The organism is Sandarakinorhabdus cyanobacteriorum (assembly GCF_002251755.1).
Lineage (GTDB): Bacteria > Pseudomonadota > Alphaproteobacteria > Sphingomonadales > Sphingomonadaceae > Sandarakinorhabdus > Sandarakinorhabdus cyanobacteriorum.
The window spans coordinates 1-26188 of the sequence record NZ_NOXT01000073.1 but is presented as its reverse complement, the minus strand read 5'-3'; the positions used below and the strand labels follow the sequence as shown (position 1 = coordinate 26188).

Genomic DNA, 26188 nt, shown 5'->3' with positions numbered 1-26188 from the left:
GGGAGCTCCAATAAGCTACACCACGCCGTGGGACACGATCATCAGACAAGCGAAACGCACGCGGCCGAGGGCTCCGCACTCGGCTTTTGGTTCCAAGCGTACTTCGCCCTTCTGACGCTTGTATCGCTGGACACCGACGAAGCCGCGATCGGCATTGAGCAGCTCGACGATGTCGAGTTGAAAGCCAACGGGCAGACGCTGCTGTACCAGTTGAAGCACTCCATCAGCGCCAGCCCGCCGCCGGTCACGATCAAGTCGCCCTCGCTCTGGCGAACGGTCAAGGTCTGGATCGACGCTCTGCCATGCCTGACCTTGGCTGAAACCACGCTGCACCTGATCGCTGTAGGGCCTATTCCATCTGATAGCCCGCTTCGGGCCCTAACCGACCCCGAAGCCGATCGTTCCGACCTCGTAGCAGCGATGACCACCGAAGCTGAGCGAGTCATCGAGGCGCGAGAGGCGGCTGCGAAAGCCAAGAGGACGCTGCCCTTTCCCGACAAAGTCGATGGATGCCGCGCCTTCCTGGCGCTCAGCGAACCCGAGCGCCTCAACCTGCTGCGGCGCACAGTAATCCGGCCCGACAGCCCGACGGTGGCCGAGATTGAGCAAAAGATTGCTGAACACTTTCAGTTCGTGCTGCCCCAACATCGCCCGGCCGTGGCGAAGCGACTCATCGAGTGGTGGGACCGCCAGATCGTGTACTCGCTGTGTGGCGAGCGCGACCGCGTCATCACGCGCGCGGAGCTGCAAAGCCAGATCATGGCCGTGGTCGCCGACTTGGAACAGGGTAAGCTCGTGGCCGAGTTCGAGACCGTCAGCCACCCAGAGGATTATCAGCCCGACGGAATGCTTGCCCGGCAGATCGAACTGGTTAAGGGCAAGCCCTACGATCTCGAGCGGGCGATCCGGGAAGAGTGGAAGGCTCGAGAACAGCGCGCCCGCTGGCTAACCGACAATCCAGCCATGGCGACGAAAATCACAGCCTATGACGCCGTCCTTCGCGAGCACTGGTCCGACCGTCACGCAGAGATGGTCGACGGCTGCGCCTCTCTTGACGAGGAGGGCAAGTGCGAGTGTGGGCTTAAGCTGCTGCGGTGGACGCACCACGACGCGCCGGCGACCGTTCGCCCGATAGCTGAAGGGTGGGGCGCGCCCTATTACGTGCGCGGCAGCTATCAAGTGCTGGCTATCAACCTGAAGGTCGGCTGGCATCCTGAATACGAGACGTTGCTGGGGGCCGAGAAATGAGGGTCGCCCACGATGTGTTTGCCGAGACGAACCCGGCCTTCTGCGCGGCCGCGCTGATCGAGTTCACGAAGGCGTATCTCTCCACCAATCCCAAGGGGCCGGAAACGCCGCTGGTGTATCTCGCGCTGCCGCTGGCGTTGTCCGGCGAGCTGATGGGTGCCTTTGATGGCACCAACAAAAACACCGGTCTGCTCGAATGGCTGGAGCGAAGCCCTCAGGTCCAAGTTGGGCTTGCCGATCGCGTGAATGCATCGCTCGACATCGTGTCTGACGCGATCCGGTTCGGCTGCTTCGCGCAGGTTCTGGTCATGGGTGACGGCGCGCGGCTTCAACTCGGCGGGAAGAAACTGACGGCCAGCGCCGTCAGGGCGCTTGGGGAGGAGCCAGCGCAAGCAATCAAGCGCTCTGGCCGCCTCGGGCATTGGTTCTCCACCGCCGGCACTACCCGGACGGTCTTCGACATGATGGGGCTGACGGTATGACGCGGTGGAACATTGACACTATCTTCTTTCTTGGCGTCTCCGGTCAGCGACGCGACGTCAGCTTCGAGGCTGACACTCTAAACATCATCACTGGCGCGTCCGGGACCGGCAAATCGACGCTCATCAAGGCCGTCGATTATTGCCTCGGTTCGAGCAAATGCGAGCTGCCCGTCCATGTGCGGCGGCGCAGCCTCGCAGTTGGCGTCCGGTGGGTGTCCGGAGACGCGCAGATGATCGTGGGCCGTGTCATCCCGCCAGTGGGCCAGGCCACCAGCACTCGCATGTTCACGACGAGTGGACGGGAGCTCCCCCTTCCCGGCACGGTGGACGACTTCGAGGGCGCAACAACGCTGGAAGCGGCCAAGGCATTCATCGAGCGGGCGTTCGGGATCGGCGATCTGATCGGTGAGGCTGACACGGCTAGAGCCCGTGGGCGGGCAACAGTCCGGCACGTCACCCCGTACATGTTCGTGACGAAGGAGGTGATCTACAGTGAGTCGACCCTTCTTCACGGCCTGGAGAAGGCCGACAAGGCGCGCGATATCATCGCGGCCATGCCTTACTTCCTGCGCGTCACCGATGAAGCGAGCGCGATGGACGAGCGGCGGCTGCGCCAGCTCCAGCGCGCGCTGGAAAAGGAAGAAGCGCGTGCCCGATCCCGTGTCGCGGCTGAGACGGCGCTCAAGCAGCGTGCCACCAGCCTGCTCGAGGAAGCGCACCGAATCGGAGTTGCCGCCGCGCCCGAGGCCGATGCGTCCGAGGCCGCTCTCCTCGCTGAACTGATCACGGTCTCTAAGACGCAGATCGAGGCCAGCGTCTACCCGAGCGAGGGTGAGCTCGGCACACTGAACCTTCGTCGCCGGGACATCTTGGCGGAGCTTGGCGCACTACGCCGGCGCTCGCAGGCTACGCGTACGGTGCTGCGGGAAGCGACAGGGTTTCAGGGTGCGGTGGCTCGACAGCGCGACAAACTCAAGCTGGCGGAACACCTGCATCTGGACGAGGTTGCCGGGGTCTGTCCGTTGTGCAATGCGCCGTCCGAGCGCGGCCGGGAGACCGCGGCGGCGCTAAATGCGACGCTGACCAAGGTTCGTGCAGAAAGCGTCGCGGTTGAACGCGTGAGGCCCCGCCTCGTCGAGTATGACCGGGCACTCGAGGACGAGGTCGCGCGCTTGAACGCCGAGTTGCGTCGGGTCGATGATCAGATCCAGTCTTGGTTGCGGCAGAGCGAGGCGACCCGCCGCTTGGCCGACCTCGGGCAGCTTCGGGCTCACCTTCTTGGCCGTATCTCGTTCTTCCTTGAGGCCAGTGTCGACGAACCGCGCCAGGTGACGCGCGATTTAGGCGTGCTTCGCGCCGAGATCGCCGAGCTTGAGGCTCGGGTCGATCGAGAAGCTAGGGACATCAAGCTGAAGCGAGCGGAGGCGAAGATCTCGCAATTCGCTTCGGAGGCGTTTGCAGTCCTGCCGACCGTGGCACCCTGCGTCGGTTCGGAGCTGGATTTCTCGTCGCACCAGCCCGAGGTCGCCGTCATCGAGGCGGGGAGCGGAGCCGTGCTTCGACTGCCCGACGTCGGCTCGGACCAGAACTATCTCGCTATTCATATTGCGCTGTCTTTCGCCCTTCAGCGCTACTTCGAAGTTGTGAACGCGCCGGTGCCGGGCGTGCTCATCCTCGACCAAATCAGCCGGCCTTACTTTCCTCAGAGCGGAGAGGATGAGGACGAAGCAGAGATCTCAGGCCGAGAGGAGGATGAGGACGTGCAAGCGATGCGTCAGCATATCGACTTCCTGTTCGGCGAGACCGCGCGCCGAAAGGGGTTGCAGGTCCTCCTAATCGAGCACGCCTACTTCGCGGACGATGCCCGCTACGTCAGCGCGACCCGGGAGAGGTGGACGCGAGCCTCGGGGAGGGCGCTGATCCCGCTCGACTGGTCGACGCGCGATGACGAATGAGGCTTCGCAAGCAGAGATGACAAACGACACCGTGATTATGCTAAGGCGAAGACCTAGCCAAGTTTCGTCGACCTCACTCCAGAATAGTTCAGCTTGGTGTCCGGTGTTGGGCCGCCCCGTTGAAGCTCCAATGATCGACATGCGGGCGCCTTTCTGCCGTTCTTAAAGCTGGAAAGGCCACTAGGACGGCCGGTGAACGCGCAAGCGCCTATTGGCTGTGCGACGGACAATATTGACCCCATATGGGCTGATCTGCGTCAGTGATCGGAACGAACTCATTCGTACTCAGCCGAAGCCAATCAACGAGATTTTCAATTCTATCTGGAAGGCCGCCCTGCTTCAATTCGCACTCCCATATGGTAGTCACACGCCATCCAATGTCGACAAGGCGTTGGGCGTTTTGATGATCACGGCTAATGTTCTGATTGAACTTGCGTTGCCAAAACTCACCATTGCTAACTGGCGTGGTCGCGTATCGGCATCCTTCATGCCGATGCCAGAAGCAGCCATGAACAAAGACAACGGCTCGCCATTTGGGAAGGACAATATCTGGCGTGCCCGGCAAGCGCCGATCATGGAGTCGAAAGCGAAAGCCTTCCGCATGGAGTGCCTTGCGAACGAGCATTTCGGGCTTGGTGTTTCGGCCCTTGATCCCGGCCATCATGCGGGATCTGGTTTCGCGTCCGACAATATCCATGACAATGAGAACGCCCCTGGAAAACGGCCCTGGATCGACTAGACAACAGGACCGCCGTCAACAACCGAAGCCATCATGACACCAAGACCATACGCTGTCGTTGATCTGTTCGCCGGACCAGGCGGCCTCGCAGAAGGCTTTTCGGCCTTCCGTGACGCCAAGCAGACGCAGCCTTTCAAGGTGGTTCTGTCCGTCGAAAAGGATCCCATTGCCCACCAGACACTGAGGCTGCGGAGCTACCTTCGGCAGTTCGATGACGGCTATCCGCCTGAGTATTATGAGTGGCTTGAGCAAGGGGGAAGCCAGCCCGATTGGGCCCGCCTGTATCCTGCCCATTGGCGTTCAGCGTGTGATGAGGCCCAGAACCTTACGATGGGCGTTGCGGGCGATGATAGGGTGATCGCAAGAAAGTTAGCTGCGATTGAGCGCGAGTACGGCGACAGGACGATCGTGATTGGCGGCCCCCCTTGTCAGGCCTATTCGCTCGTCGGTCGCTCGCGAAACATGGGAAAGGTGAACTACGTCTTCGAAGAGGACCACCGTCACGCCCTCTACAAAGCCTATGTCGAAGTGCTGAACAAGCTGAAACCCGCAGCTTTCGTCATGGAGAACGTGAAGGGACTTCTTTCCTCCCGGGCCCATGGCGATTTCCTCTTTCATCAGGTCCTCGGCGATCTGCGCAGGGCCGGCGGCAGGGGCTTTGGCTACAAGCTGGTAAGCCTAGCGGGCGGGGCGGCGTCCGGCATCGAACCTGCACCCGCAGACTTCGTGGTCAGGGCAGAGCGCCACGGCATACCGCAGGCACGCCATCGCTTGTTCATCGTTGGGCTTCGGGAGGACCTCGCGGAAGGCCTTAGCGATGACATCATCAGATCAGTAGCTCTTTTGGAGCAGCCGAAAGCGACCGTGCGGCATGTGTTGGGACAAATGCCGCGCCTGCGCAGCGGCATTTCGCGGGGAGATGACAGTCCCGATGCCTGGACGACCGAAGTGACGGCTGCATTGGAGTTGCTTGGCACGCTGAGGCTCAACGGCACTCAATTGCGCACGGAAAGGTTCAGGAAGGCCGTTGAAGACGCAAGAACCGCGCTGCGATCAGGCAACATGGAACTGCCTCGCGAAGACCGCTCCATTGCGCCCGCCGGACCCGAATGTGCTGCAGATCTGGCAGATTGGCTTTACGATCCGAAGCTCAAGGCCCTGCCCAACCATGAAGCACGAACACATATGGCGGCCGACCTCGCTCGCTATGCCTTTGCGGCAGCGTTCGGTGCAGCCTTTGGCCAATCTCCGAAGGCTGAGGACTTCCCTCGCGCACTCGCGCCAAGGCACGCCAATTGGAACAGCGGAAAGTTCGCGGACCGCTTCAAAGTGCAGGTGTGGGATGAGCCTTCATCCACGGTCACGAGCCACATCTCCAAGGATGGCCATTATTACATCCATCCCGATCCAGCACAGTGCCGGTCGCTGACTGTGAGGGAGGCCGCCAGGCTCCAGACATTTCCTGACAACTACGTGTTCTTGGGTAACAGGACGCAGCAGTATGTCCAAGTCGGCAACGCGGTGCCCCCGCTGCTTGCCCGCGGCATCGCAAAAGCATTGCACAAACTTATCGACAGGAATGATTAGCGGATGTCTTGACGGCTCTTCGCTGTCAGGCGAACCAGAGGTTCAACTGCCGGACGAGGACAAAATTGCAGTTCAAGACAGAGGAGATCCAGCCGAAGGCCAGCATGCTGATCGAGAGCATGCGCGATATCGGCTATTCTCTCGAAACTGCTCTTGCAGACATCATCGACAATTCGATTGCCGCCGCCGCCAGCCGAATTGACATCCTCGTAGATCCATCAATTGGCAATCCAGCAATCGGCATACTCGACAATGGCGGCGGAATGACCAAGGCAATCCTCTTGGACGCGATGCGACCGGGGAGCAGCAATCCGCGCGATGCCCGAGCCAAGCTCGACCTTGGCCGCTTCGGCCTAGGCATGAAGACGGCATCCTTCTCGCAATGCAGGCGGTTGTCTGTGCTCACTCGCAGGGGCGGAAAGTCCAGTGCCGCCATTTGGGACCTCGACCATGTGGCGTCGTCGGATCGGTGGGAAATCCTGCTACCTGCAGACCATCAGACCATTCCATTCGCTGAACGGCTTGTCGGTGATGGCACACTGGTCGTTTGGGAGAAACTCGACCGTATCCTGGGTGATGAGCAGGAGGCCCAGCAGCAGAAGCTGCTTGCCCAGCGGGTTGACGAGGCAGCATCCCACATCGAGCTGGTGTTTCACCGCTATCTGTCGGGTGAGGCGACCGGCAGCAAGCTGCCCATCATGGTGAACAACAGGCCTCTGGAGCCCCATGACCCGTTTGGCACCAGCCACAAGGCGACCCAGCGCAATCCCAACGAGCCCCAGATCTTCAAGATCAAGGGGCACAATGTGGCAGTGCAGACCTTCACCTTGCCCCACCACAGCAAGCTGACAGACCGGCAATATGAAGCGCTCGCCGGCAAGGCGGGCTTTCTTCGCAACCAAGGCTTCTATCTGTACCGGGAGAAGCGCCTGATCATTTCCGGGACGTGGTTCGGTCTGGCACAGCAGAAGCCTATCACTCAGCTGACACGCGTCCGCATCGACATGCCGAAGGAGCTTGATGCGGAGTGGAAGATCGACGTGAAGAAGGCGTCTGCCCAGCCGCCGCCGGCCTTGCGGCGTGAACTGCGCGGCCTTGTCGAGCAGATCTGCTCAGGGTCCAAGCGTGTCTATACGCACCGCGGGAAGAAGCTGGTCAGTGACGATCAGATCGAGATCTGGCAACGAATCCAGCACAAGGGCCAGATCAGGTACGGTATCAACCCGGACCACCCGGTGGTCGCGCAGTTGAGCAATGAGCTGGGCGATGAAGGCAGACAGCGTCTCAAGGCGCTCATCAGGCTTATGGAAACGAGCCTGCCGATCGACAGCATCTTTGCTGACAAGGGGGGCAATCCCACCGCCGTGTCGTCCGGCGATCTTGCCGACCATGAGCTCGCGGTGGTGGCGGCGGACACCTATCGGCACCTTAATGGTGGCGCGGAAGCGCGCGATGAGGGCGTTTTGGCAATGCTGGGCATGATGGATCCTTTCCGGTCCAACTGGCCGGTGGTCGAGTCAGCTTTGAAGGACAGGTTTGGCTGGGACCGATGAGCACACCTCTGAAACAGCTTGAAGACATGGTTTCCGCGTGGCTCTTCCATGAGAAGTTGCCGACTCCCGAGTCCATTAGGACGCGGATCAAGCTGATACGGTCAATGCCCGAATTCGGGTCGATCAGCGATGTTCAAGCGGAGCATCTGGCAAAAGAGCTCGAAACCAAGCTCGACGTCGGCATGTCCATTGGTTCCCAGCTGACTGCCGAGGGCTTCAAGCCTTGGCTGCCGAACCGACGCGCAGATATCGATCCATTTTTCTGGAACCGCTATCGGAAACTTCTTGTCGGGCAGGGCTTCCCGAAGGGTGTTCTGGAGACGCTTGATCAGGTGACCGACAATATTGTCGGCTTACTGGAAGACCCCTGCAAGGAGGGCGAATGGGATCGCCGCGGCATGGTCGTGGGTCATGTCCAATCGGGCAAGACCGCGAACTATACCGGCCTGATCTGCAAGGCGGCCGACGCCGGATACAAGTTGATCATCGTCATCGCCGGCGTCCACAACAATCTGCGCAGTCAGACCCAGGCTCGCATCGATGAGGGCTTCATCGGCAGGGATACGGGCAAGGGTCTTGCGCTCGACGGCGAGGACAATCGCATCGGTGTGGGCCTGTTCGACTCCACCCGGAAACCCGCAAGCTTCACGAACACGCTGAAGGACTTCAACAAGCAGCAGGCGAGCACCGTCGGCGTCTCGATCGGCGATCTGAAGACCCCGGCCATTCTCGTCATCAAGAAGAACAGCAGCACTCTGAGCAATCTGCTCTCCTGGCTGAAGGATAACAACGCGAAACGCGGCGGCGGCAAGATCGCCGACCCCGTCCTTCTGATTGACGACGAGGCGGACAATGCCTCCATCAACACGGCCAGCGGGCCGGGCGCTGTCACCAAGATCAATGGCCAGATTCGGAGCCTGCTCGAGCTGTTCGGGCGAAAATGCTACGTGGGCTACACCGCAACGCCTTTTGCCAACATCTTCATCGATCCGGAAACCGATGACGAGATGCTCGGCGCCGACCTGTTCCCAAGGGATTTCATCGTCAGCCTTGACCCGCCGGACAATTACTTCGGCGCCAGCAAGGTGTTTCTCGAAAACAGCGATGCCATCATCCGGCCGATCACGGACAACGAAGATCTGCTGCCCGTGGGCCACAAGATCAGCCACAAGCTGGCCGCCCTGCCGGGCAGCCTGATCGATGCCGTGCATTCCTTTGTCGTGGCGCGTGCCATCCGCATCGCTCGTGGACAGGGAACTCAGCATTCCTCAATGCTGGTGAACGCTTCTCGTTTCACCGCCGTGCAGGGTCTGCTGCGGAACGAGATCCATGGGCTTGTGACGGAGTTGCGTGAGGCCGTGCGGAGCTTTGCCGGCCTTGGTGCCACCGCCTCGCTCAAGCATGCCGCCATCCATCAGCTCCACACCATCTGGGAGCGGGAGTTCCAGGACGCGGCCGACTGGCAAACGGTGCACGCAAACCTGTTGCAGGCGGTGGCGCCAATTCAGGTTGTCGAGGTGAATGCCAAGTCAAAGGGCGGACTCGATTATCGCGCCAACAAGGAAAACGGGCTGCATGTCATAGCTGTCGGCGGCTTTTCGCTCTCACGCGGTCTGACTCTCGAAGGCCTCACCATCAGCTACTTCCTTCGCAATTCGCTGATGTACGACACGCTGATGCAGATGGGTCGGTGGTTTGGATACCGTCCGGGATACGAGGACCTGTGCAGGGTCTGGATGCCCGAAGATGCCCAGGGGTGGTACGAACATATCGCCGAAGCGACCGAAGAGTTGCGGGCCGAATTCAAGGCCATGGAGGCGCTCAACGCCACGCCCGCGATGTTCGGCCTGAAGGTGCGCAGTCACCCGGATACCCTGATTGTCACGGCAAGGAACAAGATGGGCACGGGCAAGAGCGTCGTTGTCCAGATTGGTCTGGGAATGAGCTTCATCGAGACCGCCGTTCTTCGAGCCGACCTAGCCTCGATCAAGTCCAATCGCGATGCAGCACGCCGATTTGCTAGTGCCATGCGAGATCGGGGACACATGCCCTCGACGGCCGAAAAGGTCGCCGCCGGCGCTTTGTTCCGTGATGTGGACGTCAACATCGTGACGGACTTCATCCGCGCGTTCCGCAATTCCGAGGGGGCGTTTCTCACGGAGCCAGGCCCGGTTGTTCGATATATCGAAGAGCGGCAGGAGGATGAGCTGGCCAAGTGGGACGTCCTGTTCGCCAGCGTGAAGCCCGGTCTGGACAAGAAGGCCGATCCCGAGGACCTTCTTGGGATGACGATCCACTGCCAGGAACGATCAATTGGCGACCGATCCAACGAGAAGGTAATCAGGGTCTCGAACAAGCAGCGTGTGGCTTCGCGCGGTGTCGAGCAAACCGGTCTTGAAGATGACGAGATCGAGCTTGCGCGGCAATCCTATCTCGCGACGGATCCCGCAGCGGCAAAGAAGCACGCGGCTGGCCAGTCTGTGAACTTTCCCGATCGCATCTACCGCGATGTGCGAAAGAAGCCCCTTCTGATCGTCCACCTGCTTTGGTTGAAGAAGAAGACTGACACGATCCCAACGATCATCCCCGACCTTCCCGTGATGGCGTGGAGCATCAGCTTCCCGACGACCCAAAAGCCCGAAAAGCGGGTGGAATATGTGGTCGGGGCGGTTTGGCTGAAGGAAAACATGCCGGACGACATGGACGACGAGGACATCGGGGGCGACGATGACTGAAGACCCATGGGCAAGCATCAAGAAGCCTGATTCCACGACGCTCCTTGCCATGCGCCGCGTGTCGGCAGAGTCGCGCTGGAACTTCTACTGGGCGAAGGATCAAGCAGGAAAATGCCTGCTGGTGATGGTTCACGACCCTGCTTCAACGCCGATTGGCAAGTTGCCCCGTCCCAGGGGCTTGTCGGTTGAACTGACGGAGCCTTCCGAGGGTCACCGCGCCCTGTTGCTCAAGCTGCTGGACGGCTCACAGCGAGACATATTCCTCAAGCTCGCGACAGATATCATGACTGCCACGGAAGCCAGCGGTACCGAGCCGGAGGCGGTATCTGTGGCTGTAGCGCGGACATGGCGCTGGCACCATCTGCTGAAAGGTGGCGGTAGTGGAAAGCTTGGTGACGAGGAGCAGAAGGGTCTCATTGGGGAGTTGCTTGTACTGAAGCGACACCTGTTGCCCCAACTCTCGCCATTGGCATCAATCTCGGCATGGCGCGGTCCGCTGGGTGCGCCAAAGGATTTCGAGGTTGGCCGAATGGCCATCGAAGCCAAGGCAAGGCGTGGCTCGGCAACGCCCTTCATCCGGATCTCATCCGAGCATCAGCTGGATGCAAGCGGGTGCGACCGGCTCTTTCTGCATGTGGTGGAACTGGACAGAGCGATAGAGGAAGCCGATCCCTCCAATGCCATTTCGATTGCCATTCTCGCCGACGACATCCGTGGAATGGTCTACAGCGCCGATCGCGCAGCGATAGAAATGTTCGAAGCTTGCCTGATTTCGGCCGGAGTGACCCGTACTGCCGATTATGAGGATGACCTTTGGGTCGAAGGCAGAAGCCGCGCGTTCGATGTGGTGGACGGGTTTCCCCGCATCACACCCGATAGGGCAGGATCGGGTGTTCGCGGCGTGCAGTATTCTGTCGACCTTGCCGCCTGCGAGCCCTTTGCCATTCTTGTTGCCGAAATTGCGAACGAAATCGGGCGCCATCGCGATGTCTGAACGCATTGAAGATTTTCTCAAGGAATTGCTGCACGACGTCAGCCTGACGGCGGCTGCCAACGGCGAATTCAAGGAAGACGTGTTCTTTCGTCAAATGTGCGACCACCTCGTCGCGGCTGGCGAACTCGAAACACATGAACGCGCCACCCATGCTGACCGAGGCATCCGGATCGATGGACACGGCGGCAATCCGGATGAAGCCGATGGGAACCTTTCCCTGATTGTGCTTGATTTTCACCAGGACGACACAATCGAGAGCCTCACTGGCACCGAGATGGATGCCATTTTCAATCGCCTGACCAACTTCATGAAGCGGGCGCGCGAACCCGCTTTCCGGAATGCCCTGGACGACAGTTCAACAGCCCTCGACGCAGCCGTTCACATCAATGCCATGTGGGTAAAGGCTCGGCGGGTGAAGTTGATCCTCATCAGCAACCGCCGCCTCAGCGCACGAGTGGATGGCCGCGATGCGGTGACGATTGATGGCAAGACGGTTACCTATTCGGTGTGGGACCTTGAACGGCTCTGGAAATATGTATCCTCCGGCCGTGAGCGGGAAGATATGGAGCTCGACCTTGTCGACGAGTTCGGGGGCGCCATCCCGGCACTGCCGGCTCACCTTGGCACTGGAGATTATGAAGCCTTTCTGTGTGTGGTCCCCGGAGCGCAAATTGCCCGGATCTATGACCGGTGGGGTTCCCGGTTGCTCGAGCAAAACGTCCGGAGTTTTCTCCAGCTCAAGGGCAATGTGAACAAGGGGATGGCGAGGACCATTCGCGAAACGCCGGAAATGTTCTTCGCCTACAACAACGGCATCACGGCCACCGCCGAAGCTGTCACTCTGAGCGACGACGGGACTGGCATTGCGAGGATTCGCAATCTCCAGATCGTGAATGGTGGCCAGACGACGGCATCCCTCCATCTGCATCGTGCAAAGGGCGGGACGCTCGACAACGTGTTTGTTCAGATGAAGCTGTCGATCGTTCGCCCCGAGCGTTCGGAAGAGGTGGTCCCCAGGATATCGGAGTATGCCAACACCCAGAACAAGGTGAATGCGGCCGACTTTTTCGCCAATCACCCGTTCCACATTGAGCTGGAGAAATTGTCGAGGCGGATCCTTGCGCCGCCCGTGGAGGGCACTTTCACGCAGACGCGTTGGTTCTACGAACGATCACGTGGTCAATACCAGAATGCCAAGGCCAGCACGAGCGGGGCAGCCCAGAAGAAATTCGATGCGGAGTGGCCTAAGGCACAGCTGATCACCAAGACCGATCTCGCCAAGTTCCTGAACCTCTGGCCAGGTGAATTCGGCATGGTGAACCCATGCTCGGTCTGCCGCGGGGCCCAAAAGACGTTCTCGGATTTTGCGGCGAACGTCAGCTCTAAGTGGAGCGATACATCGCTGGCCGGCGTCAACGACGAATTCTTCAAGGAGTGCGTGGCCAAGGCGATCATCTTCCTCGAGACGGAAAAGATTGTTTCAAATCGCCCCTGGTATCAGAAAGGTTATCGCGCCCAAATCGTCGCTCATGCTCTGGCCAAGTTGGCTTGGGACATCCAGCAACGGCAGGATAGTCTCAATTTCACAGCCGTTTGGGACCGTCAGACTCTCCCACCTGCGCTTCATGAAGCCATCATTGCTGCGGTCGATGCCGTCCGCGAAGTTGTCACGAGCCCGGCTCAGCCTGGCCAGAACATCACTGAATGGGCCAAGATCACCGCCTGCTGGCAGCGCGTCCAGGCGCTCGAGATCGAATGGCCCGAGGCATTGCCGGACATCCTTCAATCGGTGGCAGATGCGCGTGCCGCGAGGAAGGGAGCAAAAGCGACCAAGAAGGCTTATGACGCAACCCAGGCGGCGATCGACGTAATCAACCTTGGTGCAGCCTATTGGCAGCAACTCATGCAGTGGCCGGGCGTGAGAAAGGCGATTACTCCAAAAGAGCTTTCTTTGGTTGCCCTTGCGGCCCAAGGGCGAAGCCTGTCCGACAAGCAAGGCGTGGCCGCCATGGAGGCCAGAGACAAGGCCATCGACGCCGGGTTTCCGGCGGGTTGAACCCGATTGTGCAATTGGCTTCAGCGCGCGGGCATGCTTGCCTGATCGGCCTTACTCCATGGATCGTGTTCCGTTCGCCGAAAATGCCCGCCAAGCCCATGAGCAAGAGTACGCAGCACCTCGCTGCCCACCGGTGAACAAGCGATCGTCAGAAAGGTCGAAGGATCGACGGTCACATCGACATAGTCCTCGGCGACCGATGATTCCAGGAACACGTGGGCGGCCTCCACTCCGTCCGGGCCATGCATCTCGAGAAGCCAGTATGTGGGTTTGTGTGTGGGGCGCAGCATGACCGTCTGGTCAGAGACCTGCTGAACCGCAGCCAGAAGGTCGTGAGGCGAAAGGTGCCCCGGCAGGATGGCTTGGCTTTGAATGCTCATTTCACGTCCATGTTAATCAAAAGGGCGGAAGGTTCAATGACACGGTCGAAATGTGGTTGCTGGCGTGCCAGCTGCGCTGCCGTTCACATTGTCACCGCCCCTCGGTGGTCAAGGCCACCGAGGGGCGATCAATCAAGCTGGTGACGGCTCGGATCTGCCTGCCCAGAGTGAGACCAGCGATTCCCATTTCCTGTCGAACACCAGCGGCGTGGTCGGCCCCCAGTCGCCGAGCAAGCGCCGCCGGGCCAGCACCACCACATGGATGTGGGGCGGCGCCGCATCGACGAAACCGCGCTCGAATGGATCGTGGCGGATCATGATCAGCGGGAGCTCATAGGCATCGACGACCTGCGTCAGGAGGAATTCCCGAACGACCTCCCAATGCATGTGGGCCGGCAGGCTGTCAGCCTGGGTGAACTTCATGTGCAAGGCCATCGCGGTCTGCCGGGGATCGGTGCGCGACAGGAACGAGCCGATCAGCGCCTGTGGATTCTGCAATTCATCGGGCAACAGCAGCGGCAGCAGCGTGTCGTGCCGCTTTACAGTGGGTGACCAAGGATCGGTTGGCTGGATGGAATGCGGATGCAGGTGCAGCTTGCCGAAGACATACTCGTCCAGGTCACCATCGGATCGGTAGCGCACCGACACTGACAACGTGGAGCGGGGCTTGAGGTCCAAGGTGGTCATGCCGAGAACCGCCCGACCAGCAGGATATCCCGCCACATATCAATGAGAACGTGCGCACTTTCGATCCCGCGGACCAGGTCGTCAGCCGTCGGAAGCATAAGTGTTGTCGGCTGAGCCGGTTTGTCGGGGGGAACGACGAAGGCTTCCACCCGGTCACCGTGATTTGCCGGCGAGGCAGCAAAGATGAGGCCTTCGGCATCAACATGGAACCAGGGACGCAACCCGGACATGGAATGCGGCTGGCCACGGCGCAGGAACCAGGCGGTGGCGGTCAGGCCAACCGCGGTGTCAGTGATGATGATGGCGCTGACCTGATGCCGCTTCACATGTTCGGCCACCTGATTGCGATCATGATTGTCCAAGCCGGCCGCCGCGGCGTTCATGATGACATCGGTACCGGCATCCAGGAGCCGCAAGCCTCCGGGAATGGTGGCAAACCGGTCGGCTACCAGGTGTGGCGCCAGGGCTTCAACCAGCTTGAAGGCAGCAAACGGAGCCGGGATTGCGGCCTCAGCAGTGAAGGTGATGGGATGAGGGACGTGAATGGTGCTCATTGCACGTCCCCCTGTGAAGCGGATTTGGCCAGCATTTGCCGGACGAGTTCGGAAACGGTCGTTCGCCTGTCATGTGCTTCGCGTCGCAGCCGTTCGGCCTCTTCCCACGACAAGCGCACCGCAATCTTCTCGACCTTTTTTGACATTGTTTTTGTTGGCATTTTTCATCTCCTTTCAAATACCGACCTCCTTTCCTGCTTTCCCTGAACACCTGAACTCCACGGGTGATCCTGTCCTGGCTTCGTGCGCATCGTCGCTTGTCGACCATGCTTGGACATTCGGCCTATCGGCCCCGGTCCTTTTCGGGTCGCACCTTTTGAACAGAGGCCGGCAGGTCCTTGGTCGCCTCCGGCTCCGGCGATGGCTCGGTGGGCAGGGCGGGCGAAGACGCCTGCCCATGGGCCTCCCGATCCGGCGTGATGCGATCCGAGGTCGTCCTGAGGTCATTGCGAGGGCGGTCGATTGATACCCCGCTTTCGGCATCAGCATGGTCCCGCTGCGGCTTCGCGGCCCTCCGATAATAGTCCTGCTTGGCCAACGTGAACGCGAGGAGGAAGGCATCCCGGTCCTCTCGGCTGAGATCATCCCTGGATAACGTCTGCTCGATGAACTTGCGGTCGCCCGGATCGTCATAGATCAACCGGTTGTCGAGGTCTCTGGCTTCATGCATGTGCAGCAGGTAATTGCGGTCCAGGATGCGAAGGAACTCCTCACGCCAGTAGGCATTTCGGGTGGCTGTTTCCTCAGCCATGCGGCGCTCCGCCTCAGCCAGCCTCTGCTCGGCGGCCTCCTTTTCCTTTTGAATGCGCCGTCTTTCTTCGTGGTCAGACCGTACGCCGCCCGCAGCATCTTCAGCCTGAGCATCCGCCTTGCCATTGTCCTGTGCTTTGGCGGGTTTCGGGCCAGCGAAGAGGGTGCGGAACCGAGCCAGGATAGACGGTGACCGGGGTGTCGGTGCAGGCTGATGTCTATCAGCTGGCGTGGCTGCAGGCACATCGTCCATCGGTCGCTCGGCAAGGGCAGCAAGCCTCGATTTCGCCATCTGAACCGCGGCCATACGGTCGTGAAGTTCTGTGGCCCGCCGGTCCCCAGCGGTTTGCAGACGGGCCGCATGGGCCGCGAGGCGCTGCATCGTCCGCAGATCGAGCAGTGCAGCGAGGCGATCGCTCGCATCCCTGAGGCCGACACGAGCAGCTTCCATCTGACGCCCGGCGGCATCCTGCTGATGATGATAATCAACGTCGGCCTTGGCCAGGCGTTCAGCGGCACCCAGCCGGCTAAGGTCAGAAGCAAGGCTGTCGCTGTGGACTAGACGCTGGAGTGCGCCTTCCCGCAGATCCCACAATGCCCGGTCAAACCGGCCGCCGGCCATTGCTCGATCGAGAGCATCCTGGTGGTTTCGGGCCGCCATCAGCCTTGCCTTTGCCGCTTCGGCCTCCACAAGGGCGGTCTGTTGCATTCGAAGACGAAGGCCGTTTGCATCGGCATCCACTAGGGCGCGCTGGGCCCGGCGATATTTAACCAGCGCGCGCCGAGCTTCGATCGCGATGGTCTTTGCCGTTCTCGTGATTGTCGCTTTGGCAGCTGCCAATTCCAAGGCTCGCTGTCTGGACAGCGCGTCGGCAAACCGGATTCGACCATCCCCGATGTGGCGGCGAGCCGTGCTGACAAGGCGGTCTTGGGCCGCAAGTTCAAGCAGTTGCTGGCTTCGAGCGAACAGGTGGCGAAGACGGATGCCAATATCCAATCGGCGCACATTGGCGTCCTGTTGGGCCATGTTCAGCCGTTCCAGCTGACGTCCGAGGCGCGGCTCAATCCGCTGATCGACAAGTGCCGTTCGGAGATCTGCCAAGTGGGTGAGCCTGCGGTACAGTCGCCGGGTGTCCATCTGGACAGTCAGACGAAGAGTGCCCAATGCATCGAGCCCTTTGAGCGCCCGCTGATGATCTGCCGCCCGAAGAAGCTGAACCCGGGCGGCCGTGGACTGAGTTAATGCTTTTGCCTGCGCTTCGACGAAACGTGCCGTGGCCGTAGACAGCCGATCATCGGCATGGAGGCCTTGCATGGAGGAACGCATGGCACCGAGACCCTTGAGCCGAGCTAGGCAGGCGCGGCCAGCATTCCCTGAGGCAACCCGCAGCCGATCGGCAGCATGAAGGTCGCGAACCTGTGCTGATCGCCACGCATTGACCGGCTGCCCGGCCAGTAGGCTGACCGTCATGCGCGCAGCAGACGCCCGAAGGCGATCCGCAACGCCGGTCATCGCGAGGCGCCGGACTTGCACGATTGCAATCTCCAAACCCCGGAGGCTGGCTGCAATCCGCGGGATCAATTCGAGCGCCGCAGCGGCAGCCTTGCCGCGTTCGGCCTCGTCGGCCGGCGCAGCAGCTTGATGTCTTGACGGCAAGCCGCGCTCGGCTCGCGTGGAGGCCGTGAAGCAAGGGTCAAGGCCCTCCTTCCCGAGGGTCGCGTTGAAGGCATCGACAATTTCGTGGCGCCATTGCCTCAACCCGTCGGGGCCGAGTGTTTGAAGATCCTTGAGAAGGCCGAATTCCCAGCTGCTCGCAGACGCATGCAGCAGCGGGCGGCAGCTCACCACCAGCTGCAGGTGAAAGTTGCGGTCATCCTTGGCGCCGCGCCCGCCGCTGGGGCGCTGGATAGCTGCAACGTAAGGCAGTTTCGCTTTCTCAAGACGCGACAGGAGTTCAAGGGCAACCGCCGCCCGGCCTTCACGGCTCAGGCCGGCGGGCAGCGCGATTGCGACATGCTTGAACACCTGGGCCCTGGGCTCGCCGCCGACCGTGCGGCCGACCGTGGTCTCGAACTCTTCGAGCGCACGTGCACACGCGACGACGGCGCCATCAAAATCCGGGCTGCCGGGTTGAGGGCCGTTGGGCCCAATCATGTTTGAGAAGATCACCTCTTCGCGCTCGCCGGCCAGCGCATCCGGGTCGATCACATAGCGACATTTCGATGCGAAGGCGTTTCCGGATGCATTGCTGCCGTGGGCCCACAACTTCATGACGAGGTTGGCCTTGCCATCGAGGTCCACCGACGGTTTGGCCCAGCCCGCGAAATCGGAACCGGCAGGCAGCGAAACCGGCGTGTGATGGTCGAAACCCGGCATGGGCCTCTCGGTCCCGATCCGGCTTATGCGGACACTTGTCCCTTCGCCGATCTCGGCCCGCCGCTGTGCAGCCAGCGACCTGCGAATGCCGGCCGCAACGGCCTTTGCATTGGCTTCTTCAGCCCTCGCGTCTGCATCATCACGAGCAGCATTTCGCGTGGAACGCCGACGCATGTTTCCGGCTTCAATTTGCTCGTCCAGCTCGGCGCGCTTCCGGCCTGCCGCTGATGCCTTACCGCGCGCTTGTGCGACCGCGCGACGGATTTGGTCGTCACTCCGAATGCGTCCGCCAAAAATGTAACGATTAGAGGACATTGAGCCAATTTCACGTGATTGCCGTCATTTTTGGAAAGGGAGGGGGTCGAGGGGGGTCGAAAGGCGCTTGTTGCGAATTCGACCGTTATTGCGACCCCCTCCCTTTCCTTCTTGGATGGTAAGGCACTTCCGTGCCATCGCGCACTGCGCTGGGGGGCGTTGACTTGGCTGTTTTCGGACCGTTTGCCGAACGGCAGATTCTAGAAGAACTATTGTGCGAAGCGGACATTCGATATGCCTCGGTTTGCCGATCTGGATGCGGGCCGGGAGCGCGGAATGACCTTCGACGAATATAAAACCGGTGGTATGGCGCTGTATGCTGACTTCGCCGAGGCGGTGGCCGACATCCTCGATGCCGCGATCGCAGAGCAACACGACCTTCGCCTGCAAAACATCCAGTGCCGCGCGAAGGAGCCGACGTCGCTCAAGGCGAAGCTCGCCAAAGCCGGGGCGAAGGCCGACACGCCGATCGGCGACGTCGCCAAGGACGTCGCGGGTTGCCGCGTGATCCTCTACACCAACGGCGACGTTGAGCGATTCCGGAACAGCGGCATCCTGCGCGACAACTTCGACGTCGATTACGATCGCTCCAAGATGCACTACCCCGATAGCAAGGAGGAGGGTGCCGAGTTCTTCATATCGGAGAACTGGGTGGTAAAGCTGAGCGAGGCGCGCTGTGCGCTCCCAGAATACCGCCGGTTCGCCGGACTGCGCTGCGAGATTCAGATCCAGACGATCCTCGACCACGCCTGGGCCGAGATGGCGCACGACACCATATACAAGCCGATGACCGACGTTGGGTTTGGCGCTGCCAAGATCGAGGTGATGCGCAAGCGGCTCCGCAAGGTCATGCAAGAATACCTCCAGCCGGCGGGCTACGCCTTCGACAAGATCGCCAGCGACTATGCCCACCTGCGCGACGGCAAGGAGATGTTCGACGGCGACGCCCTCGCGGCAATCCGCGGCTGCGACGACCGCAACAGCCTCGAGGAGATGGTCGAGCGCTACTCGAACTTCGTGCTGCCCCACTTCGACGACTACGTCGCCGCCGCGCCCGACATCATCGACACGATGTCCGATGCGGCTATGCGCGCGCCCGGGATGCCCGAGGTGCCACTCATGTACTTCAACCGCGAGTATCCGGGCACCAGGTCCCACGCAGTCATCGGCAAGATCTGCCGCATCCTGGAGAGCGGTTATCTGCTCTACGCGGCGCCGGAGCGGATGTTCGACGCCGTGATCGCCATGCGCCGCGCCGCCGTCACGGACGACGAGCGCAAGCCGATTGACGATCTCGCCCGGCGGTTCGCCCAGTATGACCTACATGCTTGGAAGAAGGTGGGGCCGCGAATCCAGCGACTAATCGTCGATATGATTGCGGGACTGGAGGATGCCTCCCTTGTCCACGCCGCCGCGACCGCCACCATCATGCTGAAGGAGACCCTCTTGAGCACGGTGACTGGTACCAGCTCGAAGGCCGACGCGATGCTGCTTCACAACGGATCGGTCGTCGTCACCGACGAGCTGAAGCAGATTCGCCGCGACGCGCTGGGACAGCTCGAGCGCTTGCACGGGCTCCTCCCCGAAGACGGGGCGAAGGGAAACGTGCGGCAAGCCATGCTCGCCGCTGGCAGCACGCCGAACAACGCCGGCTACACCGATCAGCTCGGCGAGGTCATCATGGACGACCTCACTCAGGTCATGGGGTTCTTTGCCGGGGTGATCCCCGGCCTCGGTCTCGAGGCGAGGCGGTATCTCGAGGTCGTCGTCCACCAGCGATACTACGCCTACCACGCGCTGCCGCCAGCCATGGCCGGTAACGCCGCGCTGGCGGCAGCACAGGGGCGGCTGCTCGACGCGTTCGCCGCAGTCCGCGCCGCGCTAGACGCAGATCCCGAACTGGCCCGCTACCGGCTGCTAGTCGGCTACGACAGCGTGACGGCCAGCATGTGGTCGAGGCCGGGCTTCGACTACGAGGCGAGGAAGGAAGAGCAGTCCGCTGGCATCGAAGCGCTGATCGCGGAAGTCACAGCCGACACGTCGGACGAGTGGCTGGCGCAGCTCGAACGCTTCGTCGAGACGCGCAGCAGCGATGGGGCGACGTTCATTGGACTCCAGAATTTCATCAAGCGGCTCGCGACGACCCAGCCCGACATCCTGCTGTCGTGGTTGCCCCGGCTCAGCGACCGCCTTGCGGAATGGCTGCCAGGCATGCTCCACGGACTTTGGGAAGCCGGCAGAGGTCCGGACGTAGACCGTTTGCTCGAGGGCTGGATGGTCGAGGACAGGCACCTGTCCTCGATCGCCTACTACCTGCAGTTCGCCGAGGCGTTCCGGTTCGACTTGCTGGCCACCATCACCGCTAAGGGGCTGGCCGCGGCGGACGATGGGGTCCTGCACAACGCCGCCATCGCCGCCGCCCGGCAGTCGGCAAAGCATCCGCAGGGCCTGTTCGACGAGATCTACCTGCCGACCGCGCGGTCGCTGGCGTCGCGCGGCGTGTTCAGTTGGACCGGCGGCATGTTCAACTGGGACCAGGTCGCGCTGCTCAAGGGACTCTCCGCCGAGCAGGTCGACCCGTTGCTCACGCTGATGACCGACATGCCGCGCCTGGGCAGCGACGGCGAGGCGATGCTCGCCGTCATCGCGGCGGAGCATGTGCAGGCCGTCATCGACCTGATCGGCCGCCGCTTCCAGAACGACAGCAAGGACGGGGACATCCGCTACGAGGATCTGCCGCACCGCCTCCACTACCTGCGTGCGCCGCTCGCGGCCGCCCCGGGCGAGATTGTGGCGGCGGCGAGGGCGTGGTTCGACACCAATCCGGCGTTCTCTCAGTTCCACGGCGGCCGGCTCATCGCCGAGCTCTTCCCCAACTTGGAGCATCCGCTCTATCCGCTGCTGTACGGCCAGATCGAGCAGGGTCGGGAGGGCATCGACTTCGTGCTCTCCGTGTTGAGGGCCTACGAGGGCGAGCAGTTCCTGCATCCGCTGCTGCGCGCGATCGTCGGTTTCCTCCCCGCGGACGACGAGCTGCTGAACATAATCGACATCATAATCGACTCGAGCGGCGTGCTCGTCGGCGAATATGGCTCCGTCGAGGCAAAGGAGGCGCGCAAGGCCCTCGTCGCCCAGTGGGAAGCCGACGAGAACCAGGCCGTGCGCGACTTCGCCGCGCGCTTCATCAGGTCGGCGGACAGCCAACTGGCGATCGAGCGGCGCCGGGCCGATCGGACCGTCGCGCTGCGCAACATCGAGTTCGACGGCGAGTAAGTGGCTAATTCAGAGCAATTACTCGCGGGAGTTGCGACGCGGCTAACAATCGGTTTTTCGACCGATGGCGGCTTCTGGAGTGAATGTTGGCGCGGTTGTATGACACGTTAGGGGTGCCAAGCTGCCTACCAGCAATGGGCCGTTGGCGGACTGGCAGGTCTTGATCACCGATGTCGAAATAGCCGCCGTTCCCGATCGCCCCAAGGCCTTGTCGGCTGTCGACCCAGCTCGAGACATTCAGCGTCGTTGATGCTTGTGGCGGCTCTTGCTGGAACCCGCCATTGGGGTCGCGCAAACCAGTCGGTCGGCTAAGGGGGGCGTGGGCGGGCTACGGCGCTTTTCCACTAAGCTTGCGCGCACTTTCTCGACGCCGCTGTTCCCGACGGGCGTAGTTGTCGGCGAGGCGTACGAGATCGGCCACGTCGATGCCCGGATCGCGTCCGATCAGGAATAAGTCGGCGAAGTGATCAATCACCCACTGCGATGCCTGAAACTTGTGTCGAATTTCGCGTCGCGCCTGGGCTAGCTGAGCCCGCGTCGGTGAGACAATCCCATTTCTCTTCAGCACTTCAGCGACCGCGGCTTCCTTCCGCTGCCGGCCGGAATCCCCCCGGCAATTCACGGCGACATGTCGTGCCAGCGATTCAGCGAAGACTTTCTTGCACAGCAGGATGTCGAGATCGGGTTTGAGGACACGCTCATAGGCTTGCGTGATATTCGCGCTCGTAAACACTTCGCGGTAGAATTTTGCAGTCCGCTCCTCCAGCACGCCGACACTGATTTCATTCTTGGGTGCAATTGTCAGGTACCACGGCGCGGGCAGCGAGAGCCGCAGCTGTGTTGCGAGCCACATGCCGAAGCACGTTGCGAAAACGCAGCACAGGTTGTTTTGCGTTGCGACATTGATGATGCGAAGCCGAGCCGCGAGATCCTCCCAGCTGCAAAATTCGTTTGCAGGTCTGAGATGAAGACCTTCGGCGGCTGAGCCGTGACAGTCGAAATGCAGGATCGGGCGCAACCCCTTGCTGGCCGACGATGCAATGCTGTCTAGTAGGCTGACCAGCTCGGCGCGATTCCGAACCACCTTCTCTTCGAACGCGAAATGGCCAGCGGTCGCCATGTCGGTCAAATCCTCGACCATGCGGCGGGATGGGTTGAGCTCATGGCCGGCGAGCGATCGAATCCAGATCACGCTGCTTATGAGGACCGTGTCGGTAAGGCTAATGCCGTTAGCCGAGCGCGAGATGGTGTCTACCATTAGCGTTCGAGCGCCACACGGAGCCGCCGGGCGCGCTGTTTGAACGCATCGTCTCCGCCTTCCAGAATGTTGCAAACTTGTTGCCGCATCGCTTCCTGATCGAGCCCGCCAGACTGATAGGAGATTGGCGGCAGCTGGCCGGGCGTGTGTGTGCCCGCCCTTGCGACGATGATTTGGTCCGCGTCAGTATTCACGACGAGGTTGGCATTGTGGGTTACCATGATGATTTGTCGCTTCGCCTTGGAGGAGGTGAAAAGGTGCACCAGTTCGTCGTAGATCGACTTCGGGTCGAGATTCTCTTCCGGCTGGTCGATGATCAGTGGCCTATCATCCGCGGTGTCGAGCGCCAGATAGAGAAGCAGGAGCACGATACCTCGGGTGCCCGGCGACAACTTGGTGATGTCGGTACCTTCGTACTCGACGCCATACTGAAGCGAGATATGGTCGGAGCTGTAAAGCCATTTCGCAAAACGGCGTAGCCAGCCCCGATAGGCGACCACGTCTTCTTTTTTGACGTTTGCGACTTCCACGAGCTCGTTCTGCCATTCGTCGGCAAAGTGCCGGAGCGCATCTTCGATCGCTGCCGCATCGCCCGTCTCCCAGGCGGCACGCATGTTGGTCGCGGCCCAGGTTTCGATCTTGCCCTTGCCCTTGAAGTCGCCGGCCCGTCGCAGATCGAACAGCTTCTCGCCTTCCGCAGCCCAAGCGCCGACGTCAGCCTTGCGCGCTGCGGTGAAGGAGAGCTTTTCGAGCGTGCCTTTGCCTTCCTGAAGGCGTTCCATGAGCGGCTTGTAGAGCTGATTGAGAACCTTCTCTTCCGCGATGACGGATTGGAAGACACGGATATAGGCTAACCGCCGATTCTTGTCGTGTTCCTTCGAACGTTCATGCCAGCCTTCGGCTTCCGTGAGGGCGGCACGTGCGGCTTCTAGCTCGCTATTCTCGGTGGCGATCCGCTGGCTCAGATTGACGAGTTTGCGCCGAGCATCTTCATCAATGTTGATGAGCGATTGCAGTCGGTCGCGCTCTGCCTCGAGCGACGCAAGCGTCGCCTTGTTCGGATCTGCGCCATCGCGAAGGTAAGATTTGGTCTTGTCTGAAAGGGCTGCCGGTGGCTTGCCGCGCCAGTCGTCCGCGTTTTTCTGGGCTGTGGCAATCTTGGCCTTAAGGGCAGTGTCGACGTCCCCGGCATAACGCTGAAGGAAATCTTCCCAGTCTGCGTCTTCAAGGCGCGCGGCAGTGTAGTTTGCCTTGGCTTGCCGCAGATTCTCAGGTGCCGTGAAGGCATGGAAGCCTTCCACTTCGTCCTGGAGGCGGAGCAACGCCTCCTTCGTCGATACGAAGTAATTGATATTGCGATTGACCTTTTCGATCGCGTTGATGATGACCGTCAGCGCGTCTGCCCTGGTTTGCGTATCCTTGCTGGTGACGAGCTTTTTCCGGTCGTCTTCGAAGCCTTTGACCAGCTTCTCCTTCTGCTCGATCTTTGCTTTGAGGAAGACAATCTGGCCTTTCTTTTCGCGTTCGAGCCCGATGGCGTCGGAGAGGTTGATCACCGCAGCGGCGTCGCGGTCTCGCGCCGCCCGAAAGCGACTTACGCGCAGGTCGCGCAATTCGTCGAAGCTCAAACAGCCGTCGGTTGCCGGCTGCGCGTCGAAGATGACGCGCTCAATCTCTTGCATCAACTCGTCGGTCATGCCGTCTGCCGAACACAGCTTTTCGACGAACTTCTGCGACAGGTATCGGGCGCTCGGATACCTGCCACCAAAGTCCGGATCATATTCATAATCGAGAAGTTTGCGGTCGACCTCGTCGCCGGACCCCCATGTCAGCCGCACCTCGGCGCCTTCCAGCAGCGGCTTCGCCCGGTAGATGAAGGACGCCTCCGTCAAATGCTCGGCTGCAGCGTCGCATCCGGCTGCGATGGCGTCTGCGAGCGCGGTCTTCCCCGAGCCCCGCGCGCCGATGATGGTCACCAACCCGGGGTTGAGATCGATGATCGGTGTCGTCGCCCAGGGAGCGTTCAAGAGCTCGAAGCGAGTGATCACGCGCGACGGCGGCGCCTGCATCGGTGGTGTAGTGCCGACATAGGCCCGGCCGCCTGGATCGATGACGGCTTGGCGCAGCGCGTCGAAGGTAGCCTCGCCTTTGATCCAGCACAGGCGGTCTTCATCGGGCTCGCCGACCTTATCGGTCTCGTGTGCATCGCTACCGTGGATGCAAGGTTTCAGATCACCATAGCGCTGGCGAATGACTTCCGGGCCAAGGCTCTTCTTCCCTAACCAGAAATCGCGCTGCGCCGGGCTGCTTGCGAAGATGATATGGGCAAACCTCTCCACTTCCTGACGGATCTTGCCCTCGGCTTCTCCTTGCAGTCCGGACGTTCCGTCGGTCTTGCTGCCCGCTACAGCAATCAGGATGTTGCGATCTTTCGACGCCCAATGGAGGTCGCGGTAGACGTCCTGCAATTGCTGGAAGCTGACCTTGAATTGCGTTGCGCCCATCGCGATGGCGGCTTTTCCCTCCAGCTTGGAGTCCACCGATTGCCCGAGGCGGATGAGGCCTTCTTCATTGCAATTGTAGAGCGTGCCGTCCGCGCGGAAGGTTAGCTGGGCGAGGAAGTTCCTGGTTTCCTTGAGGTGATTGGGATCATCGGGGCAGACCAGCAGATGTGCATTGATCCAGCCGCCCTTGGGCAGGCCGAAATCCAGTCGAAGCTCGACGTTCGGGAAAATTAGGTCGACCTTTGCAAGCCGGCTATCTTCCTTCTTGGCTTTTCGGACTCGCTCATAGGTATCGAGGAGATAATAGTCGGTAATCCCGACCGCACGGATGGTCGGCGCCGAAGTCTCGATCTTCTTGATATAGGCGTCGAAGTCGGATTCCGCCGCACCAAACTGATCGTTGAGTGCGGTGCCGGGAGCATGGAAATGCGGATCCCAGCGCAACCACCGCGAACCAGAATTACCGCCTATTGAACTCCTGTTCGTCAAGATATCCCCACCTAGGTCGTCGCTAAAAATGCCGAGGATTGTCTTCGCACGGGGATGTTCGGTCAACAGATATATAGTCCGGCACCTTGTAGCGAGTGCTGCAGGTGCCGTTGCCGACCCAGGTGCCGCTGCGATGACCGGGCGGCAAGTTAAATGCCGAATGCCAGCTCCAGACGGGAACGGTCATTCGGCCTATCGCGCGGGAATGACCGCTAGCCCGCCTTATTCATGAGCCTTCCTGTCAGGGCGTTG

17 protein-coding genes are annotated in these 26188 nt (G+C 61.0%); 9 read left to right on the top strand and 8 right to left on the bottom strand.

Features of this window, described 5'->3' with window-relative positions:
- The 3 genes from CHU93_RS02830 to CHU93_RS02820 form a co-directional block, all read left to right on the top strand.
- Positions 1-1248: ABC-three component system protein (locus CHU93_RS02830; RefSeq protein ID WP_207759195.1), on the top strand; the 1248-nt coding region annotated here is incomplete at its 5' end.
- Complete coding sequence (locus CHU93_RS02825; RefSeq protein ID WP_094472669.1) at positions 1245-1730, top strand: three component ABC system middle component; 486 nt, start codon at positions 1245-1247, stop codon at positions 1728-1730. The genes CHU93_RS02830 and CHU93_RS02825, both read left to right, overlap by 4 nt.
- Positions 1727-3685, top strand: a complete 1959-nt coding sequence (locus CHU93_RS02820; protein ID WP_094472668.1) for a DUF3732 domain-containing protein — start codon at positions 1727-1729, stop codon at positions 3683-3685. Before CHU93_RS02825 ends, CHU93_RS02820 begins: the two co-directional genes overlap by 4 nt.
- 208 nt (positions 3686-3893) lie before the next feature.
- On the opposite strand, the gene CHU93_RS02815 is transcribed toward CHU93_RS02820, so the two are convergent.
- Positions 3894-4346 carry a very short patch repair endonuclease gene (locus CHU93_RS02815; RefSeq protein ID WP_243375133.1) on the bottom strand — a complete coding sequence of 151 codons (453 nt, stop codon included), beginning with the start codon at positions 4344-4346 and terminating at the stop codon, positions 3894-3896.
- Positions 4347-4457: 111 nt separating this feature from the next.
- Between CHU93_RS02815 and CHU93_RS02810 the strand changes: the two genes are divergently transcribed.
- The 5 genes from CHU93_RS02810 (at position 4458) to CHU93_RS02790 (ending at position 13349) form a co-directional block, all read left to right on the top strand.
- Positions 4458-6011 (top strand): DNA cytosine methyltransferase, encoded by a 1554-nt coding sequence (locus tag CHU93_RS02810; RefSeq protein WP_094472666.1) that lies wholly within the window; start codon positions 4458-4460, stop codon positions 6009-6011.
- A gap of 65 nt (positions 6012-6076) precedes the next feature.
- Positions 6077-7564: an ATP-binding protein gene (locus CHU93_RS02805; protein ID WP_207759194.1), complete on the top strand. Its 1488-nt coding sequence runs from the start codon at positions 6077-6079 to the stop codon at positions 7562-7564.
- Complete coding sequence (locus tag CHU93_RS02800) at positions 7561-10299, top strand: Z1 domain-containing protein (protein ID WP_094472665.1); 2739 nt, start codon at positions 7561-7563, stop codon at positions 10297-10299. Before CHU93_RS02805 ends, CHU93_RS02800 begins: the two co-directional genes overlap by 4 nt.
- Positions 10292-11293, top strand: coding sequence for a PD-(D/E)XK motif protein (locus tag CHU93_RS02795; RefSeq protein ID WP_094472664.1), 1002 nt, complete (start codon positions 10292-10294; stop codon positions 11291-11293). The genes CHU93_RS02800 and CHU93_RS02795 overlap by 8 nt, the downstream gene beginning before the upstream one ends.
- Positions 11286-13349, top strand: coding sequence for an AIPR family protein (locus tag CHU93_RS02790; protein ID WP_165768576.1), 2064 nt, complete (start codon positions 11286-11288; stop codon positions 13347-13349). The genes CHU93_RS02795 and CHU93_RS02790 overlap by 8 nt, the downstream gene beginning before the upstream one ends.
- A gap of 20 nt (positions 13350-13369) precedes the next feature.
- Here the strand turns inward: CHU93_RS02790 and CHU93_RS02785 are convergent, their stop codons facing one another.
- The 5 genes from CHU93_RS02785 to CHU93_RS02770 form a co-directional block, all read right to left on the bottom strand.
- Entirely contained in the window at positions 13370-13729 is a 360-nt protein-coding gene (locus CHU93_RS02785) for a hypothetical protein (protein ID WP_094472662.1), read from the bottom strand.
- A 132-nt stretch (positions 13730-13861) separates the two neighbouring features.
- Complete coding sequence (locus tag CHU93_RS02780) at positions 13862-14416, bottom strand: hypothetical protein (RefSeq protein WP_094472661.1); 555 nt, start codon at positions 14414-14416, stop codon at positions 13862-13864.
- Positions 14413-14970, bottom strand: coding sequence for a hypothetical protein (locus CHU93_RS02775; RefSeq protein WP_094472660.1), 558 nt, complete (start codon positions 14968-14970; stop codon positions 14413-14415). Before CHU93_RS02775 ends, CHU93_RS02780 begins: the two co-directional genes overlap by 4 nt.
- The gene (locus tag CHU93_RS17270; protein WP_133064292.1) at positions 14967-15131 is read right to left on the bottom strand and encodes a ribbon-helix-helix protein, CopG family; all 165 of its coding nucleotides are present in this window, start codon (positions 15129-15131) and stop codon (positions 14967-14969) included. The genes CHU93_RS02775 and CHU93_RS17270 overlap by 4 nt, the downstream gene beginning before the upstream one ends.
- Positions 15132-15253: 122 nt before the next feature.
- Positions 15254-18412, bottom strand: a complete 3159-nt coding sequence (locus tag CHU93_RS02770) for a coiled-coil domain-containing protein (RefSeq protein WP_094472659.1) — start codon at positions 18410-18412, stop codon at positions 15254-15256.
- A gap of 276 nt (positions 18413-18688) precedes the next feature.
- Between CHU93_RS02770 and CHU93_RS02765 the strand changes: the two genes are divergently transcribed.
- A complete protein-coding gene (locus tag CHU93_RS02765) occupies positions 18689-21685 on the top strand; it encodes a RelA/SpoT domain-containing protein (RefSeq protein ID WP_165768575.1) in 2997 nt (998 codons plus the stop codon).
- A gap of 328 nt (positions 21686-22013) precedes the next feature.
- On the opposite strand, the gene CHU93_RS02760 is transcribed toward CHU93_RS02765, so the two are convergent.
- Both CHU93_RS02760 and CHU93_RS02755 read right to left on the bottom strand, forming a co-directional pair.
- Positions 22014-22943, bottom strand: a complete 930-nt coding sequence (locus CHU93_RS02760; protein ID WP_094472657.1) for a hypothetical protein — start codon at positions 22941-22943, stop codon at positions 22014-22016.
- The gene (locus tag CHU93_RS02755) at positions 22943-25936 is read right to left on the bottom strand and encodes a TrlF family AAA-like ATPase (protein WP_341476560.1); all 2994 of its coding nucleotides are present in this window, start codon (positions 25934-25936) and stop codon (positions 22943-22945) included. Before CHU93_RS02755 ends, CHU93_RS02760 begins: the two co-directional genes overlap by 1 nt.
- Positions 25937-26188 lie beyond the last annotated feature (252 nt).

Bases quoted from the DNA above. Each gene is read 5' to 3' on its own strand.
- CHU93_RS02825 (WP_094472669.1), top strand. From the start codon at position 1,245: ATGAGGGTCGCCCACGATGTGTTTGCCGAGACGAACCCGGCCTTCTGC.
- CHU93_RS02820 (WP_094472668.1), top strand. From the start codon at position 1,727: ATGACGCGGTGGAACATTGACACTATCTTCTTTCTTGGCGTCTCCGGT.
- CHU93_RS02815 (WP_243375133.1), bottom strand. From the start codon at position 4,346: ATGGCCGGGATCAAGGGCCGAAACACCAAGCCCGAAATGCTCGTTCGC.
- CHU93_RS02810 (WP_094472666.1), top strand. From the start codon at position 4,458: ATGACACCAAGACCATACGCTGTCGTTGATCTGTTCGCCGGACCAGGC.
- CHU93_RS02800 (WP_094472665.1), top strand. From the start codon at position 7,561: ATGAGCACACCTCTGAAACAGCTTGAAGACATGGTTTCCGCGTGGCTC.
- CHU93_RS02795 (WP_094472664.1), top strand. From the start codon at position 10,292: ATGACTGAAGACCCATGGGCAAGCATCAAGAAGCCTGATTCCACGACG.
- CHU93_RS02790 (WP_165768576.1), top strand. From the start codon at position 11,286: ATGTCTGAACGCATTGAAGATTTTCTCAAGGAATTGCTGCACGACGTC.
- CHU93_RS02785 (WP_094472662.1), bottom strand. From the start codon at position 13,729: ATGAGCATTCAAAGCCAAGCCATCCTGCCGGGGCACCTTTCGCCTCAC.
- CHU93_RS02780 (WP_094472661.1), bottom strand. From the start codon at position 14,416: ATGACCACCTTGGACCTCAAGCCCCGCTCCACGTTGTCAGTGTCGGTG.
- CHU93_RS02775 (WP_094472660.1), bottom strand. From the start codon at position 14,970: ATGAGCACCATTCACGTCCCTCATCCCATCACCTTCACTGCTGAGGCC.
- CHU93_RS17270 (WP_133064292.1), bottom strand. From the start codon at position 15,131: ATGCCAACAAAAACAATGTCAAAAAAGGTCGAGAAGATTGCGGTGCGC.
- CHU93_RS02770 (WP_094472659.1), bottom strand. From the start codon at position 18,412: ATGTCCTCTAATCGTTACATTTTTGGCGGACGCATTCGGAGTGACGAC.
- CHU93_RS02765 (WP_165768575.1), top strand. From the start codon at position 18,689: ATGACCTTCGACGAATATAAAACCGGTGGTATGGCGCTGTATGCTGAC.
- CHU93_RS02760 (WP_094472657.1), bottom strand. From the start codon at position 22,943: ATGGTAGACACCATCTCGCGCTCGGCTAACGGCATTAGCCTTACCGAC.